The organism is Sphingomonas sp. Marseille-Q8236 (assembly GCF_965112005.1).
On the sequence record NZ_CBCOPO010000002.1, the window covers coordinates 1,172,587 to 1,187,332 of the forward strand.

At 64.9% G+C, this 14,746-nt stretch carries 11 protein-coding genes; 5 read left to right on the forward strand and 6 right to left on the reverse strand.

Features of this window, described 5'->3' with window-relative positions; translation table 11 throughout:
- Positions 1 to 87: 87 nt before the first annotated feature.
- From ACWPWT_RS17905 to ACWPWT_RS17915, 3 genes are all read left to right on the forward strand, one after another.
- Complete coding sequence (locus ACWPWT_RS17905; protein WP_261269590.1) at positions 88 to 276, forward strand: hypothetical protein; 189 nt, start codon at positions 88 to 90, stop codon at positions 274 to 276.
- A 92-nt stretch (positions 277 to 368) separates the two neighbouring features.
- The gene (locus tag ACWPWT_RS17910) at positions 369 to 995 is read left to right on the forward strand and encodes a retropepsin-like aspartic protease family protein (RefSeq protein WP_454280808.1); all 627 of its coding nucleotides are present in this window, start codon (positions 369 to 371) and stop codon (positions 993 to 995) included.
- A gap of 89 nt (positions 996 to 1,084) precedes the next feature.
- Complete coding sequence (locus ACWPWT_RS17915) at positions 1,085 to 4,201, forward strand: PAS domain-containing protein (protein WP_454280809.1); 3,117 nt, start codon at positions 1,085 to 1,087, stop codon at positions 4,199 to 4,201.
- A gap of 364 nt (positions 4,202 to 4,565) precedes the next feature.
- Here ACWPWT_RS17915 and ACWPWT_RS17920 read toward each other — a convergent pair whose 3' ends face one another.
- Genes ACWPWT_RS17920 through ACWPWT_RS17935 form a run of 4 tightly spaced genes read right to left on the reverse strand, consistent with a single transcriptional unit; the run spans position 4,566 to position 9,282 of the window.
- On the reverse strand, positions 4,566 to 5,897 hold the full coding sequence (locus ACWPWT_RS17920; RefSeq protein ID WP_261269593.1) for an ATP-binding protein: 1,332 nt from the start codon (positions 5,895 to 5,897) through the stop codon (positions 4,566 to 4,568).
- Positions 5,894 to 6,604 (reverse strand): response regulator, encoded by a 711-nt coding sequence (locus ACWPWT_RS17925; protein ID WP_230480527.1) that lies wholly within the window; start codon positions 6,602 to 6,604, stop codon positions 5,894 to 5,896. The genes ACWPWT_RS17920 and ACWPWT_RS17925 overlap by 4 nt, the downstream gene beginning before the upstream one ends.
- 9 nt (positions 6,605 to 6,613) lie before the next feature.
- The gene (locus tag ACWPWT_RS17930) at positions 6,614 to 7,183 is read right to left on the reverse strand and encodes a gamma carbonic anhydrase family protein (RefSeq protein ID WP_454280810.1); all 570 of its coding nucleotides are present in this window, start codon (positions 7,181 to 7,183) and stop codon (positions 6,614 to 6,616) included.
- Entirely contained in the window at positions 7,183 to 9,282 is a 2,100-nt protein-coding gene (locus tag ACWPWT_RS17935; RefSeq protein WP_454280811.1) for a malate synthase G, read from the reverse strand. The genes ACWPWT_RS17930 and ACWPWT_RS17935 overlap by 1 nt, the downstream gene beginning before the upstream one ends.
- A 115-nt stretch (positions 9,283 to 9,397) precedes the next feature.
- Here ACWPWT_RS17935 and ACWPWT_RS17940 point away from each other — a divergent pair, with 115 nt between their 5' ends.
- Both ACWPWT_RS17940 and ACWPWT_RS17945 read left to right on the forward strand, forming a co-directional pair.
- A complete protein-coding gene (locus tag ACWPWT_RS17940; RefSeq protein WP_454280812.1) occupies positions 9,398 to 10,270 on the forward strand; it encodes a LysR family transcriptional regulator in 873 nt (290 codons plus the stop codon).
- 78 nt (positions 10,271 to 10,348) lie between these two features.
- Complete coding sequence (locus ACWPWT_RS17945; protein WP_454280813.1) at positions 10,349 to 11,284, forward strand: DUF808 domain-containing protein; 936 nt, start codon at positions 10,349 to 10,351, stop codon at positions 11,282 to 11,284.
- A 23-nt stretch (positions 11,285 to 11,307) separates the two neighbouring features.
- On the opposite strand, the gene ACWPWT_RS17950 is transcribed toward ACWPWT_RS17945, so the two are convergent.
- Both ACWPWT_RS17950 and ACWPWT_RS17955 read right to left on the reverse strand, forming a co-directional pair.
- Positions 11,308 to 11,517 carry a DUF5818 domain-containing protein gene (locus ACWPWT_RS17950; RefSeq protein WP_454280814.1) on the reverse strand — a complete coding sequence of 70 codons (210 nt, stop codon included), beginning with the start codon at positions 11,515 to 11,517 and terminating at the stop codon, positions 11,308 to 11,310.
- A gap of 45 nt (positions 11,518 to 11,562) precedes the next feature.
- Entirely contained in the window at positions 11,563 to 14,595 is a 3,033-nt protein-coding gene (locus ACWPWT_RS17955) for a ligand-binding sensor domain-containing diguanylate cyclase (protein WP_454280815.1), read from the reverse strand.
- Positions 14,596 to 14,746: the final 151 nt, after the last annotated feature.

Consider the following 14,746-nt stretch of genomic DNA (forward strand, 5'->3'; position numbering starts at 1 on the left):
TTTTGGCCGCACTGCAAAAACTTATTTTCTTGATACCGACCATATTTCCAATCAGCCTCGCTCCATAACAAGAAAAAGGGCGAGTCGATGGAGTGGATCAAGGTCCTGGCAGTGGTCGCCATGGTCTATGGCATTTGGGCAGCCTATCGTTCTCTCGGCGCACCGGTCCGCCATGACGGTGCCCTATATTACCGGCAGCCGGATGGAAGCTTTCGCCGCTGGTACGGGGGGCGTCGTTTCAGCGCGTCGGAAGTGGGCATGCACGATCAGGGCTGATTTTCCCGCGGTCAGCTATTGTACACACAGGATCGGCTAAACATCTGTCCTCAGGGCCCGGTCTTCGGGTCGATCAAGGACTTCGGACAATCATGTTTGCCGATCTGGGCGTTCCGACGCCCCTGGTCATCATCGTCATCGCGGTCGTCGTCGCCGGTATCGTCGCGCGCCGTGTGCCGGTCCTCCGCGTGGCGATCAATCTGGTCAGTTGGGTGTTGCTGGCGGGCCTGCTGTTCGTCGTGCTGCAACAACGCGAGCAGTTCGATCCCTATATCCAGCGGGCGATGCAGATCCTCAATCTTCAGGATCAGAGCGTCGTCGGGGATACCGTGCGCATTCGCATGGCGCCGGACGGTCATTTCTGGGCGCGCGTGACGATCGATGGCGTGACCCGCCGGATGCTCGTGGATAGCGGCGCGACCCTGACCGCGCTGTCGACGGAAACCGCGCGCGCCGCCGGATTGCGCCCCTCCGCGCCCGTCTTTCCGGTGGTGCTCAATACCGCGAACGGCATGATCCGGGCGCAGACGGGGCGCGTCCAGTCGCTACGTATCGGGACGATCCGCGCCGATAATGTGCCGGTGGTGGTGTCGGCGGCATTCGGAGAGACGGATGTCCTGGGGATGAACTTCCTTTCCCGACTGAAAAGTTGGCGGGTGGAGGGATCGACCCTGATCCTGGAGCCCCATCGTCCCCAAATGCCCGCCGAGCGCGCATGAGGTTCACCGGGCTGAAATCTGACGGAAATCAGCGTGATTGGCCTCCGTGCCGATTGACTTGAAGATGTAGCTTTCTCATGCCGGAAACCATGACCACTTCCCAGTCGCGCATGCTGTCGCTCCCGCCGCAGCTCGACCGATATGTTACCCACGCCTTGGATACGGGCCAGTTTCCGAGCGAGCAGGCGTTGCTGCTCGCCGCGATCGACCGGCTGCGCGCCGAAAGCGTGCCCGCGGACCTGAAGGCCTGGCTGGTCGGTGGCGGCGAATGCGGGCAGCGGGTGCGCGACCTTGATTGGTCGACGACGCCGCTCGGCTCGATGTGCGAATGGCCGGGTGAATTGCGGACTACGGTCGCCAACATCGTGCATTCGCCCATCGCCAAGGTACTGATGTGGGGTGACTCCCATGTCATGATCTATAATGACGCCTATCGGGCCATCGCAGGTGCCCGTCACCCGGCAGCGTTCGGCGGCCTCGTGGCGGATGTCTGGCCGGAAATCTGGGACTGGAACCGTGACATATTGGAGCGCGGTTTCCAGGGCGAGGAGATCGCCTATCGCGATCAGAGGATGATCGTCACGCGAGCGGGCGTTCAGGAAGAGGTGGTGTTCGACCTCTATTACACGCCGGTCTATTTCAACGAGGGTGATGTCGGCGGGGTTATGTGCACCGTCGTCGAGAATACGGGCCGGGTCGCGGCGGAGCGACGGCTGGCCGAGAGCGAAGCGGAATTGCGGACGATCACCGATTCGATGCCGGTGCTGGTCGCGTTCGTGGACCGGGACCAGCGCTATCGCTTCGCCAACAACCATTATCGCGAATTTCTCGGCATCGATCCCGAGGCTATGATCGGCACGCGGATCGGCGATGTCCTGACAGATGCCGATTATGCCGATCGTCTGCCGCTGATCGAGCGTGCGCTTGCCGGCGAAGAAGTGGTGGCCGATGTGCATCTGCATCACCGCGACGGCAGTCGGCGGCGCGCAGAGACGCGCTACATCCCGCGCCGCGATGCGGCGGGCAGCGTGATCGGCTTCCATATCCTGGTCTTCGACGTGGACGAACGGATGCGCCACGCCGAAGCGATCGAGCGCAGCAATCGCCGCTTCCGCGCGGCCATGGACGCGGTGCACGGCGTGCTGTGGACCAACAGCGCGGATGGTCGGATGGTCGGCGAACAACCCGGCTGGGCGGCGATCACCGGGCAGACCTATGAAGACTATCAGGGCTTCGGCTGGGCGAACGCGGTTCACCCCGACGATGCCGAGGCTTCGATCGTCGCCTGGAATGAGGCGGTCGCGGTCAAGGGCATGTTCGTCCACGAACATCGCGTCCGCCGTCACGATGGCGAATGGCGTACCTATGCGATCCGTGCGCTGCCGATTATCGGGGCGGACGGCGAGTTGATCGAATGGGTCGGCGTCCATACCGACATCACCGAACAGCGCGCCGCCGAGCAGGCGCTTCGCGATCAGGCCAATGTGCTGGCCCGACAGGTCCATCACCGCGAGCGTGCCGAGGCGCAGCTTCGCCAGCTCAACGAGACGCTGGAGACCCGCGTCATCGAGGAGATCAGCGAACGCCGCCAGGCTGAACAGGCGCTGGCCCAGGCCCAGAAGATGGAGACGATCGGCAAGCTGACCGGCGGCGTCGCGCACGACTTCAACAATCTGCTCCAAGTCGTCTCGGGCAATCTCCAACTGCTGGGCAAGGACGTCGCCGGCAACGACCGCGCCGAACAGCGGGTCGCCAATGCGATGGCCGGCGTCTCGCGCGGGTCGAAGCTCGCGGCGCAATTGCTGGCCTTCGGACGGCGGCAGGCCTTGGAGCCCAAGGTCGTCAACGTCACCCGTTTCGTTCAGGGGATGGACGATATGCTCCGCCGCGCAATCGGCGAGGGCGTGGAGATCGAGACGATCGTCGGTGGCGGTCTGTGGAACACCTTTATCGATCCCAACCAGATCGAGAATGCGCTGCTGAACCTCGCGATCAACGCACGCGATGCCATGGAGGGTCAGGGCAAGCTGACCATCGAGTTGAGCAATGCCCATCTCGACGACGAATATGCCCGCAGCCATGACGAGGTGACGCCGGGGCAATATGTCATGCTCGCCGTGTCCGACACAGGCAGCGGCATGTCGGACGACATCATCGAAAAGGTCTTCGAACCCTTTTTCTCGACCAAGGGCGAGGGCAAGGGATCGGGGCTCGGGCTGTCGATGGTCTATGGCTTCGTCAAACAGTCGGGCGGCCATGTGAAGATCTATTCCGAGATCGGCCATGGCACGACGATCAAGCTCTATCTGCCCCGCGCGATGGAAGCGGAGGATGTCGAGGTCGCGGTCGACACCGGCCCGATCACCGGTGGATCGGAAACAGTGCTGGTCGTCGAGGACGATGCGGAAGTGCGCGCCACCGTGGTCGAATTGCTGTCCGACCTGGGCTATCGCGTCTTGAAGGCGGTGGACGCACAAAGTGCGCTCAACGTCATCGAAAGCGGCATTCCGATCGACATGCTCTTTACCGATGTCGTCATGCCCGGCACGCTCAAAAGCCCCGAACTGGCCCGCAAGGCGCGCGAACGCCTACCCGACATCGCGGTTCTGTTTACCTCTGGCTATACCGAAAATTCGATCGTTCATGGCGGTCGCCTCGACAAGGGTGTCGAGCTGCTGTCCAAGCCCTATACCCGCGAAGCCCTGGCGCGGAAGTTCCGCCATGTGCTGGGCAACCAGAAGCAGCGCCGGATGGCCTCGCTTGGCGTATCGCAGGACAAGAGTGCGCGTGAGGTCAAGGGTCCGGAAGAACCCTCCCCCCGACCAATGCACGACGGGCGCACGATCCTGCTGGTTGAGGATGACGATCTGATCCGCGCCAGCACCGCCGAGGCCTTGCAGGATGCGGGTTTCGTCGTGGTGCATGCGGTCACGGCGGAAGAGGCGATGACCGCGCTTCAGACCGCGCAGATCGACGTGCTGGTGACCGATCTCAACCTGCCCGGCGAGTCGGGTATCGAGCTTGCCAAGCGCTCTCGCCAGCTCCGGCCGACCTTGTCGGTGGTCTTCGCGACTGGGGATGGCGGCATGGCGGTGGAAGCGGCGGACATGGGCGCCGCATTACTGACCAAGCCCTATTCGTCGCATCGGCTGATTGCCGCCATTCGTGGTCAGTTGGAGATTATGGAGCAGACGACCCGGCCATGAGCCGGGTCGCCTACCCCTTTCCGGTCGGGTTCATGCCGGAGGGGGGCGGCAGCGGAACCCTTGCGAAACCTTGAAGTCGGTTAGCGGGCCTTCCAGCCCTCGATAGCGGCGAAGGTGATGATCACCGCCAACACGAGCAGGGCACCCTGCAATTCCAGCGCGGTCAAATCGAACTCCATCGTCATCGGCTATCTCCCGAGTGATGTCACAACCCAAAACGCTGTCCGTCACCGTTTCGTTGGCGGGCGGCGAACACCTATCCGGCGAAGCCGGACCTTCCATCGCGCCATTGCGACGGCGTCCAGCTTCTGCACTCAGTAGATACGCTGCGAGTTTTGCTGTCGTGCAGCGAAAACGTGACAAATCATGTCCGACAATGCGGAAGTCGAATTTCCGCGCAAAGCCCCCCCTCCGGGCGGTTGGCGAGGGTCAGTTCGCCGCCTTCCGCCGCGACGACCCGCGCGACGATGGACAGACCTAAACCAAACCCCACGGTGTCGCGCCGCCGCGCGGTATCCAGCCGGACGAAGGGTTCCAGCACCAGTTCGAGCGACTCTTCCGGGATGCCGGGGCCGTCGTCTTCGACACGGATAGATACATCGTCCGCCGGATCGGCCCTTAAGGTGATGATCGCGTGCTCCCCGTAATGGAGTGCATTCTCGACCAGGTTGGTGAGCGCGCGCTTCATGCCGAAGCGGCGCAGGCGACAGTCGAAATGGTCGGGACCGACATAGCGAACGTCCCGGCCATGATCCGCGGCATCATCGGCGAGATTGGCGCAGAGGATCGCCAAGTCGGTCAGTTCGGGTTGCTCGGCATCGCCCTCGCCGCCCAGAAAGGCCAGAAGCGAGGAAACCATCGCCTCCATCTCTTCGATGTCGGTACCGATGGCCTCGCGAACGTCGTCGTCTTGGATCGCGTCGGCGCGAAGACGCAATCGTGCGAGCGGCGTGCGCAGGTCATGGCCGACCGCCGCCAGGGCACGGGTTCGCTCGTCGATCAACCGACCGATTCGTGCCTGCATCCGGTTAAACGCGCGGGTGACGTGACGAACCTCGCCGGGCCCACGTTCGGGGACGAGAAGGGCCGCTCCCTGGCCCCCGCTTTGTCCGCGTCCCAATGTGTCGGCGGCGCGGGCGAGCGTTCGCAGCGGATGAAGGATACGCCCGATCAGCGCCCCGCTGAGCAACATCAACGCGATCGCGGGAATGAGCGCGAGCAGCACGCGCCCGAAGGCGAGGTCGAGGGTGCGAACCCCCTCCCGCATTCGGAAGCTGAGCAACGAGCCATCGTCCAGCCGCAAATCCCCTGACACGACCGAGGTTCGTCCCGGCGAGGTCAGGCGCAGGTGAATGTCGGTCGCCGCCAGCGACGGTTCCCAGTCGACGATCTGGCGTCGCATAGAGTCCATCGCCGGCGCGATGGTGGGCCGGGGCGGCGCCTCCGCCGACCAACTGACGATATAGCGGTCGGTGGTCAGCTCCCCGGCCACTTCGGGGCGCTCGATCCGGGGACGCTCGTTCAGGACGCGGCGCGCGACGATCAAATGCTCCGCCAGACGCCGTGCCTCGTCGTCACGGACCGAGACATGGCTGGCGCGCTCGTAGAGATAAGTGGAGACCGCAAACTCGATCGTCACCGCCAGCAGCAGGATCGCGACGATCCGGCCGAGCAGGCCGACCGACGGGCGGATCACCGCCGCTCCACCGGCACGTTGAGCATATAGCCGACCCCGCGGACCGTGACGATGGGGGCGGCTCCCCCAGCCCCCGACAATTTGCGACGCAGACGGCTGACCAACACGTCGATGCTGCGATCCGAGCTGTCCCCAATCCGCGCGCGCGACAATTCGATCAGCCGCTCGCGCGCCACGACCCGCTGCGCATTGTCGAGGAAGGCGACCAGCAGATCGAACTCGGCACCGGTCAATTCCACCTGCGCGCCCGAGGGCGACATCAGCTCGCGGCGTGGCAGGTTCGCGGTCCAGCCGTCAAAGCCCAATATACCCGCTTCCCGCTCGCCCGGTGCATTCTCCAGGCCGCCGCGACGCAGCACCGCCCGGATTCGCGCCACCAGTTCGCGCGTGCCGAACGGCTTGGCGAGGTAATCATCCGCCCCCAGTTCCAGCCCGACGACGCGGTCGACCTCGCTGCCCTTGGCGCTGATGAAGATGATCGGAACGGCATTCTTCTGACGCACCTGCCGACACAGATCGATGCCGCTGGTGCCGGGCAGCATGATGTCGAGCAGGATCAGGTCGATCTGCCCGACCTCAAGCGCCTGCCACATTTCGGGCGCGGCATTGGCCAGCTTCACGGCGAATCCGTTCTCCTGAAGCGCGCGCGCGGTCAGGGTGCGAAGGGCGGGATCGTCCTCGACGATCAGGATGGTAGGCGGGGTCACCCTGCTTGGCTAGGCAGCCGAACCGCGCACGTCAACGACCGGCTCGGCCTGATCCGCGTCAAGCCGCTGCAGATGCACGGCATATCGCGCGGCGCGGGCGGCATAGCCCTCCGCCGACAGACCCAGCCGGGCGACTTGATCGGGCTCCAGCGCCCGAACCGCGCGGGCCGGCACACCGACGATCAGGCTATGGGGCGGAAATATCTTTCCTTCCGTGACCAGCGCGCCGGCCCCGACCAGCGACCCGCTGCCGATCACCGCATCGTTCAATATGGTCGCCCCCATGCCGATCAGGCAGCCATCCTCCACCGTGCAGCCATGCAGGATGGCGCGGTGCCCGATGGTGCAGTCCGCCCCGATGGTCAACGGGCTACCCGGATCGGAATGGAGGACCGCGCCGTCCTGCACATTGCTGCGTGGGCCGATGTGGATCGGGCCATTGTCGGCGCGCACGATCGCACCGAACCACAGGCTGACCTGCTCGGCGACAATCGCCTGTCCGACGACATCGGCAGACGGGGCGATCCACGCTGATGGATCGATGACCGGGCGTTGTTCGCCCATGACGTAAAGCGGCATCAGCCTGTTCCCTGCTGCTTGGCGAGCTGACGATAGCGATGAAGCAGCGGCTCGGTATAGCCGTTCGGTTGCTCCCGCCCCTCGAAAATCAACGCGCGGGCGGCCTGCAAGGCCAGGCTGTCACCCTGGGAATTGAGCAGCGGACGATAGCCGGGGTCGTCACGATTCTGCTCATCGACCTTCGCCGCCATTCGGGCCAGCGCCGCCTCGACCTGATCGGACGTGACGATGCCGTGATGCAGCCAGTTGGCGATATGCTGGGACGAGATGCGCAACGTGGCGCGATCCTCCATCAGGCCGATGTCGTGCAGGTCGGGCACCTTCGAACATCCCACGCCCTGATCGATCCAGCGGACGACATAGCCGAGCAGCCCTTGCGCATTATTGTCGAGTTCGTCGGCAATATCCTGCGCGGCCCAGTCGGGCGCGAGCGCCACCGGCGGGGTCAGCAGACGTTCGATCGCCGCCACCGGTTCGGCGCCTCGCGCGGCTTGGCGGGCCGAAACGTCGACGCGGTGGTAATGCGTCGCGTGGAGCGTCGCCGCGGTCGGGGACGGCACCCAGGCGGTGGTCGCGCCGGAACGCGGATGCGCCTCCTTCTGCGCCAGCATATCGGCCATACGGTCCGGTGCCGCCCACATGCCCTTACCGATCTGCGCCCGCCCCGCAAAGCCGCACGCCAGACCGATTTGGACGTTTCGGTCCTCATAGGCCGCGATCCAGTCCGCCTCCTTCATCGCGCCTTTGCGGATCATCGGCCCGGCCTGCATCGCGCTATGGATCTCATCCCCGGTCCGGTCGAGGAAACCGGTATTGATGAAGACGACCCGGTGCCGCACCGCATGGATGCACGCCGCCAGATTAGCGGAGGTCCGGCGTTCCTCATCCATCACGCCGATCTTGATCCGATGTCGATCGAGCGCCAGCATATCCTCGACCGCATCGAACAGCCGATTTGCAAAGGCCGCCTCTTCGGGGCCATGCATCTTGGGCTTCACGATGTAGATGGAACCGAAGCGCCCGTTGCGGGGCGGCTGGCCGCTCCGCCCATCGCGCATCGCGATCAGGCTGGTGACGACGGCGTCGACAATACCCTCCGGGGCCTCGCCACCGTTCGGAAGGCGAATGGCGGGCGTGGTCATCAAATGCCCGACATTGCGCACGAACAACAGGCTGCGGCCAGGCAATGTGAACGCTTCGCCATCCGGCCCGTGATAGGATCGATCCGGTGCCAGCCGCCGGATCACGACTTTGCCGCCCTTCTCGACCGGGGCGGTGAGGGTCCCCTCGATCAGGCCGAGCCAATGCGCATAGCCCGCGACCTTGTCCTGCGCATCGACCGCCGCCACCGAATCCTCCAGATCGCAGATGGTGGTCAGCGCAGATTCCAGCAGGACGTCGGCAACACCCGCCGGATCGGTGCTTCCGATCGGGTGCGCTACATCGACGACGATCTCGACGTGCAGGCCATGATGGCGGAACAGCCATCCTTTCTCGTTGCGCCCGCGAAACTGTGCGGGCTCGCGCAACAGGCCGATCGCGGTTTGCAGGTCGGATATGGTCGCCCAATCCCCCTCGATCGGCAGAGCGTCATTCAGAAAAGCACGTGCCCAACGAATGACGACGGCTCCCCGATCCGGGTCGTATCCCGGAGCACGAGATGGCGGTGCGATCGCATCGGTGCCGTAAAGCGCGTCGTAAAGACTGCCCCAGCGCGCATTGGCCGCGTTGAGAAGGAACCGGGCGTTCAGCATCGGCACGACAAGCTGAGGTCCCGCCAGCCGGGAGACTTCGTCATCAACCCCGGTCGGCGAAATGACGAAGGGTTCGGGTTCGGGCACCAGATAGCCGATATCGGTCAGAAAACGCCGCTGCGCCTCGCCGTCGGTGGCGCCATCCAGTCGATACCAGTCGTCAATCTGTTGCTGGAGAGCATCGCGACGGCGCAGAAGCTCGGCGTTTTCGGGCGCGAAGCGCTCCAGGATGCTGGCCAGTCCTTCCCAGAATTGCCGCGGTTCAATTCCGCTGCCCGGCAGCGCCTTATCCTCGAGGAACCGGACCAGCGCGGGTGCGACGGACAGGCCGTAGCGATCGATCATGTTGCTCTCCTCAACCATGGCTTCACTCCGCCCTGCTCTCATGCCGGTGATAGGGAGTCGCCATACCCTCCGGTAGTGGGCATAATCGAACCGCTGTCGATCGCCGGAGGAACGAATGGACCCGGACATTGCGCTGTTCGTGGATGTGGTGCGGGAAGGGAGTCTGGCGGCGGCGGCGCGGGTGTGGCGGCTGTCCCCGGCGATGGTGTCGAAACGGATCGCACGTCTGGAGGAGCGGTTCGGCGTGCGCCTGCTCCACCGAACGACCCGCAGGCTGGCGACGACGCCCATTGGCGCGGCCTTCCATGCCGAGGTCGCGCCGCTGGTCGCGAATTTACGCGCTGCGCAATCACGCATGATGCAGGCCGCGGCGGAGCCATCGGGCCCGTTGCGCATCAGCGCGCCAACTTCTTTCGGTCGGCTCTGGATCGCGCCTTATCTTCCCACCTTTCTGCGACGCTATCCGGCCGTTCAGTTGCAGATCGATCTGGCCGATAATTTCGATGATCTGATCGGCGGACGGATCGATGTCGCTTTTCGTATCACCGCGACACCGCCGGGCGGCGTCGCCGCCCATCGGTTGATGGCCAATCGTCGGATCCTTTGCGCCAGCCCACGCTATCTTGCCGAAGCGGGACGACCGGAAAGCCTGGAAGACCTTGCCGGACACCGTCTGCTTGCCGCGTCGGGGCAGTTGCCATGGCACCTGGCGGGCGTCACCGTGCCCGGCCGGAGCTGGATCGAGACCAATTCCAGCGAAGTCGTGCGGGAACTGGTTATGGCGGGGGCGGGCATCGCGTTGCGTTCGCTATGGGACGTGGCGGACACACTCGCCGATGGGCGGCTGGTGCGGGTCCTGCCCGAGCATGAGGGCGCGCAGTCCGTGGCGCTATGGGCCCTGCATGCCCAAGCCGGAGCCCCCGCCGCCGTGGCTGCCCTCATCGATCATCTGATCGCGATCTGGCGCGCAGCGCCATGGGCGACATGACGACTTCGTCATTTTTCCGTGCATCGCCCGGCGTCCGGCTCTAGGCAGAACAAAAGCTTTACAGGGAGTAGAAGGTCGATGGCAGGGGGTCTGGTCGCATTGCTCGACGACGTGGCGGCGATCGCCAAGCTGGCGGCGGCGTCGCTGGACGACGTGGCGGGCGCATCCGCGCGCGCCGGTGCCAAGGCTGCCGGGGTCGTCATCGACGATACGGCTGTCACGCCGCGCTATGTCGTCGGCCTGGCACCACAACGGGAATTGCCGATCATCGGCAAGATCGCCTTGGGTTCGCTTCGCAACAAGCTGCTCTTCCTGCTGCCCGCCGCCCTGTTGCTGAGTGCCTTCGCACCATGGGCGATCACCCCGATCCTGATGGCGGGCGGCGCATTCCTGTGCTTCGAGGCGAGCGAGAAGATTCTCGAGAGCCTGATCGGCGGCCATGCCGAAGCCGAAGAGGCGGGGGCCGTCGATCCCAAGACGCTGGAGGACCGGCAGGTTTCGGGCGCGATCCGGACTGACCTGATCCTGTCGGCGGAGATCATGGCGATCGCCCTGTCGGAGCTGCCCGACCTGTCGATCGGAACACAGGCGATCGCGCTGGCGCTTGTCGGGATCGCGATCACGGTCGGCGTCTATGGGCTGGTCGCGGCGATCGTGAAGATGGATGACATCGGGCTCCACCTGGCTCAGCGGGAGAGCAGCGCGGCGCAGGCGATCGGGCGCGGCCTCGTCAAGGCTATGCCGGTGGTCCTGCGCGTGCTGGCGGTCGTCGGCACTGCCGCGATGGTCTGGGTCGGCGGCGGGATCATCGTGCATGGCATGGAGGAGTTCGGCCTCACCACCCTGCCCCACCTCATCCACGACACCGCGCATCACGCCGGAGAAGCAATACCCGTCGCGGGGTCGGCCGTGGCCTGGATCGTCGGCGCCATCGGGTCGGCCATTGTTGGTCTGATCGTCGGGGCGGTGATCGTGGGCATCCTGCACCTCATTCCCCGTAAGACCGCCCACTAAGCATGTCGGAAGGGGGCGCGCGGTCAGGCGCCGCGAACCCCCTCCGCCTCCATCAGCGTCGGGCCGAGCATCCGCCCCACGACGCACACCGACTTGCCGACATGATCGACCGGTACGCGCGGCAGGCGCAGCTCCAATTCCCCGCCTTCGTCGCATTGCAGAATGAAGGCACCGTGGCGACGCAATAGGCGACCCGTGACGGCCCGCTGGGCTTGGGAATGATCAATATCCATGACGCTCTGCAATCGCCCGCTAGTCTCTCGGGTTCCGGCAAGCCGTCACATCGCCAGTCCTACCCGGTCGCGGCCCAACCCCTTGGCGTGATACAGCGCATGGTCGGCGCGCCGGATGGTCGTCTCGATATCCTCGCCATCGCGCCATTCCGCCACGCCCCCGCTGAACGTGACCGGAATCGACCGGCTCTCGACGACGATCGGTCGCTCCGCCACCGCCTTGCGCAACCGCTCGACCACGCCCGCCGCCGCATCGATCGAGGCCGCCGGGAAAAGGATGGCGATTTCCTCGCCGCCATAGCGCGCGATCATGTCCCGACCGCGAACGCCCTGTCGCAACCGGGCGGCCGTCTCGATCAGCACCTCGTCACCGGCGCCGTGGCCATATTCATCGTTGATCCGCTTGAAATGATCGAGGTCCAGCAGCGCGAAGGAAAAGGCCTCTCCCTCTTCCACCGCATGGTCGCGCGCATCCTGGATCGCGGCCATCAGGGTTCGGCGGTTGGCCAGCCCCGTCAAGGGATCGGTACTTGCCAATAGATCGAGCTGTGCGTTCGCCGCGCGAAGGGCTCCGGTGCGCTCTTCGACCATCACTTCCAACATCCGAGCCCGGCGGCGAATGACCGCCGTCACCAGCAGGATCACCCCCCCCAACGAAACGATCGCGAGGATGGCGAGCCCGACCCGGGCGGGCCAGCTTTCATACCATTGCGGCTCGACGATCAGGCGTAAGCGGCGGCTCACCACCTTGGCGGCAAAGCCGGGAACATTGGCGCGCAGGTCCAGCCAATATTGGCCTGCGGGCAAATTGGTGTACGTCGCACTGGCGGGTGTCCCCGGGGGCACGATCATCCATTGCCGATCGAAACCCTCCAGCCGATAGCGATATCGGATCTCATCCGGTGCGGCGTAATCGGTCAGCGCAAAGCCGACGCGGAGCGTCCGCTCATCCCCGTTCAGCCGCAGGGCGAAGTCCGGCGAGACCGGATCACCGGGCAGCGCATGCCCATCCAACTCCGCCCCGCTGACGATCATTCGCGCGGGATCCACCGCCGCCTTCTGCCCCAGCAAAAGATCGGGCTGCAGCACCAAAAGCCCATCCGGAGAGCCGAACAGCAAAGAGCCATCGGCGGTTCGCGCTGCCGCACGCTGATTGAACGCGCCCATGGTCAGGCCGTCGCGGCGGCTCATCACCCGGACATGACGACCCGCAGGATCGATCAGCGAAATGCCGCCCGTACTCGCGACCCACAAGCGGTCCCGGCGATCCCGGACGAGGGAGGCGACATTGTCCCCCGCCAATCCTTGCGCCTCGGTAATCGCACGAAACCGCCAGCCGCCGGGCACCGCCTGGCCATATCCCACGCCCCCATAGGTGCCGACCCAGATGTCGCGGCCAAAGGGAATGATCGATCCCGCATAGTCCTGCGGCAGGCTGGTCGCGTCCCCCGCACGGCTGGCGAAATTGGTGAAGCGCCCCGTTCGCAGGTCGAGCCGGCCAATGCCCCCCGGCGTGGCGATCAACGCCACGAACCCCGGTTGGACGACGATATTGATCACTTCGTTGTTGGGCAGGCTGTTCGGATTCCCGGCGTCATGCTGCAAATGCCGGACCACGCCGTTGGCCCGCCGCCGGACAAACAGTCCCTTGTAAGTACCGATCAGCAGCAAATCCGGCGTCTCCGCCAGCGAAATGACGGGAAGATCGTCCAAGCCCGTAACCGGGACGGGCCGCTGGCGCAGGCTTTTCGGGTCGATCGCCACCACGCCGCGCGCACCTACCAGGATGGTGCCGTCATCGGATTCGAGCAGCGCTTTTATGTCCTGTCCGGCATGACGGCCCTCTAGTGCGATACGGCGCACTTCGCCCGCTGCCCGGTCTAGCCGGTCGACCCCGCCCTTGCTCAAGCCCAGCCAGATCCGGTCGTGCCGATCGACCATGATCCCCCGCACATTCTCGTCGGACAGCGACATATGCGGGTCGGGCATGGCCGAACCGATGCGAAGTACGCCGCCGCCCGGCCCCTGCGTCCGCGCCGCCCCCAGTTCGGTCGCTGCCCATATCCCGCCCGATCCGTCCAGCGCCAGAGAACGAACCGTGTCTCCCACCAACGAAAACGGATTGGCGGCCAGATGTCGAATCGGCTTTCCGGCAAAGTCCTGAGCCGGATCGATCAGGATGATCCCCATGCCGTCGGTGCCGACCCATATCCGTCCCCGCCCGTCCTGAACGAGCGCGCGGACGGTACGGTGGCCGACCAGCGCAGACGCACCGTCCAATCCGGGCAAGACGCGAAATGGCTGATCGCGTCCGGTCGAAAGATACAGGCCATCGGCCCCCGTCCCGATCCAAAGCCGTCCCTGGCCATCGCGCAAGATCGACCATATGTCGCTTTTGCCGCGATCTTTGCCCAGTTCCACGAGCTCGAAGCGGCTCGCCCCGGGGCGACGCATCCACAACCCTTCTTCGCATCCTGCCCATAGCGTGTCGTCGGAATCGCGGTGGATGGAGAAAGATCCTTGCGGCCGTCCATCCTGCGAATGGATCGCCTGCTCGGCCATCGGGTCGATCGCGTCGGCCTGGCGGACATAGTGATGCACACCGCCATCGGACCCGATATAGGCCCCCCCGCGACCGTCCGGCGTGAAGCCATAGACTCGCGCTCCGATCCGCCCCCTTATCGCTTTCAGGCGTCGAAACTGGCCGGTACCAGGGTCGTAACGCGCGGTTCCGCCGACATTGGTGCCGACCATTATGCTGCCATCTGGCAGGGCCAGCAGCGAGCGGATATAATTGTCGGGTAGCGAATGCGGGTCGGCCAAGCGCTGTTTGAAGCTCCGGAGCCGCTGCCCGTCATAGCGGACCAGTCCGCCACGCGTCCCGATCCACATCGTCCCATCCGGCGCGCGGGTGATCGCGGTGGCGGTGACATGGGGCAGTCCCGCATCGCCGCCTATCCGCGAGAATGCCGCCCATTGCCATTTCGCCCATGCATCGCCCCCCTCGCCCCATGCCAATGACGGCAACAGAGCCAGGAACAGAAGGGCGACGGCGCCAAAAGATCGAGCGAGGGTCAAAGGGTTCGTCCAACCGCCTTTTTGCCATCCGACAGGTGAAAGTGTCGTTAACCCTGGTGCGGCAGGACGCAATGATTTTGAGACCTCTCGCCTCGTGCAGGCTTGACCTCGCCTTCATGTTCCTGTTTCGTTTCAGAGCTCGCAGGTCGCG